3 protein-coding genes are annotated in these 4,243 nt (G+C 39.5%); all 3 read right to left on the minus strand.

Annotated elements, in window-relative coordinates:
* Positions 1-27 precede the first annotated feature (27 nt).
* The gene (locus tag IQ247_RS31590; RefSeq protein ID WP_228060224.1) at positions 28-732 is read right to left on the minus strand and encodes a hypothetical protein; all 705 of its coding nucleotides are present in this window, start codon (positions 730-732) and stop codon (positions 28-30) included.
* Positions 733-880: 148 nt separating this feature from the next.
* On the minus strand, positions 881-3,754 hold the full coding sequence (locus IQ247_RS31595; protein WP_228060225.1) for an FtsK/SpoIIIE domain-containing protein: 2,874 nt from the start codon (positions 3,752-3,754) through the stop codon (positions 881-883).
* Positions 3,755-3,801: 47 nt separating this feature from the next.
* On the minus strand, positions 3,802-4,243 hold a 442-nt coding region (locus IQ247_RS31600; RefSeq protein WP_228060226.1), incomplete at its 5' end, for a hypothetical protein.

Below are 4,243 nucleotides of genomic sequence, written 5' to 3' on the forward strand. Positions count from 1 at the left end.
CTCCCACTCTCCCCCTCCCCCACTCCTCTACTCTCCCAAAACGGCACCTCCCGGCATCATCAGCAGAGAACCTTGAGATACAGCACGATTCCCAGTGGCGATCGCACTTTGTCTTTCTCTAGTATTTACCGCATTTAGTTCTGTAGCTGCTTGAGCAGTTAAAGTTAATCCCAAAGCGTTATCTTGTCGTGACTGACTCGCTTCTTGTAAAAGCAAATCGGAAATTGTTGTATTATTTTTGAGTTGCTTAGAAATATTTTGCAATATTTGCTGGGAAGTATCAGAATTTTGAGAATCATCTGACATTTGACTTGATTCAACCTGGGAATTAGCACTCAATTCAAGAGTATTGAAAGACTCCTGTTGAGCGTTTTTAGAAAGAGTTTTATTCTGTGCAACTTCAATAGCTCCTACTCTTTCGCTTTGGTTAGCTAAATCTTGACGAATCGCATAGGAATTAGGAAGATTATTCTCTAACTTATTAGATGTAACTCCATCGGATGGAAGCGAACCTTTCATAATTTCACTTACAACTTGACCCAAATCGGGGATATCAACCGAACCGATTGAATCTTTAACGAGCTGCTTAATATTACCGAAAAAATCCCCGCGAACAAAGGAACGTACATCATTAATAAATCCTTGAATTTCATCTGATGAGTTTTTGTTGAATGTTGAGCGTTCTGTTTGAGTAACTGTTTGATTTTGTGTTATATCTGAGGTTGCTGCCAATGATGAATTGACCTTAATCACATTTAAAGCTGTAACTGTTATTCCAATGATTGAAATACTTCTAACAAGAAGGTAGAAGTAAGAGGGTGTCCCTCGTAAGAAATTGGTTCTTTTGGTTATAGCTTGTGTTTTATGCTTCCAACATACTCTACGTATGCGTAGGCGTTTCGGACTCTTCAACTTTATCTTTTTCTGATACATTTTCAGTTTCTCCATTGATATGCAATAAACTTCTATTTTGTTTGATGGCTGCAACATAAACCTTGGTAAATTTAGCTAAACCTTGTAATTGTCCTTTGATGCTATTAGGGTATTGGGATAAAATTGCTCGACGTGTACTGCGTTCATCTTGATTTGTCGCTATTGCAGCTAAAGCCATTTCTCCTGGATAAAATCTGGTTGGCCAAAAACGCCCTCCTTTCTCAATTAACCAGCAGGAATATAAATCGGAACGACGGGGAAAGAAGGATTCGGAAGCATTGCTCGCAATTATTTCAACCGGATATGATAAATACTTCTCAAACGAAGCAACAGCATTTGAAGTAATACAACCAGTAATTCTGTAACTGATATTCTGCATAATCATCGCTGCTGCTGATGACTGATAGATTGTATCTGGGTCTTGACTGGATAAAACTATACTCAATCCATCTTTCCGTGCGGTCGCGCAGAGTTCCCCAATCATTGCGCTGAAGCCATCTTTGCGGAACAATACAGAAAGTTCATCACCTATAAAAAGGCTTTTAAGATGGGAAAGAGCTACTCTCAAACAGGCAGCCTTTGCAGCAACAGCCATTGTATAAGAATCTTGGTCGTTACTCAAGCCTGTAAGAGCATAGAATTTGACCATCGGTTCCGGCGAAAAACTGCTGGGTTTACCTATCGCTGTTCCTAAAGGACTTACCAGTAATGCAGTAATCTGGCTGGTGATTTGATTGATTGCTTGATGGTCAATGGCTTCTGGTTTTTGAATATTTATCCGAGCAATGGAACAAAATCGGGAGAAATCCTTTAATGTTGGGATATCCTGCCATTCGGATGATTTCCAACCTTTGGAGAATGCCAAATTATAACGCTCGATGATGTCGGGGTCACTTAAAAATACATCCAGTGCTTGCATTAGAATTGCATCTACTCGTTGTGCTAAATGGGGAGCATCTAAACGTCCCATAACGATGACCCTCAAAGCATTACGTATAAATGAACGCCACGATTTCATCCGCGAAGCCCGTTCCTCTGCATCAAAGTCTCGTAAATCTGGAGGTTCCATTAGGTTATTAGAAGCACGGGATAAATCAAAATAAGCACCAGCATCTCCCAACAATTCAATTGCAGTCTTAAAAGAACTTTCTCCATCAGCTGCGGGTATATCCATTCCCACTACTGGTATTCCTTGTGATAAAGCATCAAGCATAAATCGCCACAGTAATACTGATTTACCCGAACCAGTTTTACCTGTAATTAGTGCGTGTTGGGTATGGTTGAATAAGTCTACGCATACGGGTTTACCACCTCGATTAGTTAGAAATTCCACACCTATAGAATCGAGTTCTTTAGGAAGAGTAAGAGGTAGAACACCTGCGATGGTTTCACTTTCTAGAACTAATCGTCGTTCGCTCAGAATTGAACTTGAATGTAAAATTCTTCGCCAGGTGATGGGTAAAGTTTCTAGCCAAATTAGATTCGCAATGTTTCTTTCTCTAACTACTTTAGCGGTACCAAAACTGTTGCACAGTAAGTCACACGCAAGGTCTAAGCTTTCTGCATTTTCGCGGTAAACTAAGAATACTACCGCACAGTTAAGGGGAACAGCACCTTTATATAATTTTTTCTGTGCATCAAAACTTTCCTCCTGCTTAATTTCCGCACCTACATCTCTACCAGTTCCTTTAAATAATGCTCGTTCTCTAGCAGCTTTGGTTTGCTTGGCTTGACGATGTAAATTATCTTTGGTTAGGTAACGGTTGGCTCCTGAAATTTCTACCCATACTTCGGTATCTCGGACGTGATTTTCGCTCAAGACTTTCCACATCCATGCAATTTGCTCTTTTGCACTCGTCCATGCGATTACAGTATCTACCATTGTTAAGACACCGCATACTTTGTCCTTCACATAAACGCGGTTTGTACATTGACGATGTTCCGGACATGAACTTCTACCTTTTTCCCCTCTAATCAAGATAGTTGTGGAGTGCTTGAAAGAATTTTGAATTTCCGTTAATTTAATACCGCTATCTTTATCTTCTGCAATAACTAGAAGTTGAGGAATAGGTGGTGCTTGATATCTATTGAATCTGCTCCACAACCATGACCATAATTGCGTATCGTTGAGTGGTGTAAGTTCCAATCCTGCTTTGGTATTAAACAGCATTTCCCATTGAATAAATCCTTGGGTATAGGCTTTCATTAATAAGACATTGAGAAGTTGTTCTTGTCTTTGTGATATACGTCCGGTAACGTTATCTAATAAAAAACGTCCGGCTTTACCTGTGTAATGTATTAATTTCGATAAAGGGTCAGTTTTATTTTCTCCAAATTTATCTACAGTCCAGGTACAGAATACTATTTGCTGCCAAGTTGACCTTGCTCCTTTACGGGTTAATTCTTGTACTCTTGCTTGTTCGTTGCGGACTAAGATAGCTGGTAGTTTTAAAGAACAATTTTCGGCAAGATTATTAAGATGCTCAAGTCTAGCAGAGTCATCCGAATAACGTCCTAAAAGAAACGTACATTTTTCTCCTGGAAGGATAGATTTCATTGCTTCGGAGATAGAAGCTGATATTGATGCTATTTCTTCTGGGTAAAGTTGGTTGTGGATACCTTTGATTTGGAATGCAAAAACTACTTGGAATTGGTTTTCATCTTTGATATCACCTTGGTTGAGTAAAAATGCTCCTACTTTACGATTATCCCTTTCGATGCGAACCATACAGCAGAGGTCTAGTTCGTTCTCAAAGGGGATATACTGCGATTTCTGGTTATTTTGGTCGATAGAATTTATTGTTTGAATATGAGCTTTCATTGTAATAAGGCATTTCCCATAAACAAATAATTGTCACCACTAATTATCTAAAAATAACTTTCCTTCCCCCTGCTCCCTGCCTTCTTAAGTTGCTTTCTGATATTCCGAGAAAGTAAAGGAGATACATACATTGCACCACCGATAATCCAGTTGCTACCTTTAGGTTTGCGAAAACGATTAATATATTTATCGGGGTCTTTTCCGGTCACAAACCACCAACTTAGAATTAACCAAAAACTGATAACTGCAACTTTGGGTATTCCCCAACTCAATAATCCGTCAAAAATAAAATAGCTTAAGGTGATAATTGCAAACCAAGGTAAAATTTGATTGGCTGGAATTGGACCAAAGCCCGCTTGTTTACCTAATATTTTATTTACTTTAATCGGTTCTCTTTCCCAATCCATTACTCCCTTCCCGCGCTTACGATTACCTTTCATGTTTGAGGGAGAAAGGGAGTGGAGCGGGGGAGCGGGACAGGGGGGAGAG

The organism is Plectonema cf. radiosum LEGE 06105, from assembly GCF_015207665.1.
Classification (GTDB): Bacteria; Cyanobacteriota; Cyanobacteriia; order Cyanobacteriales; family Nostocaceae; genus Rivularia; species Rivularia radiosa_A.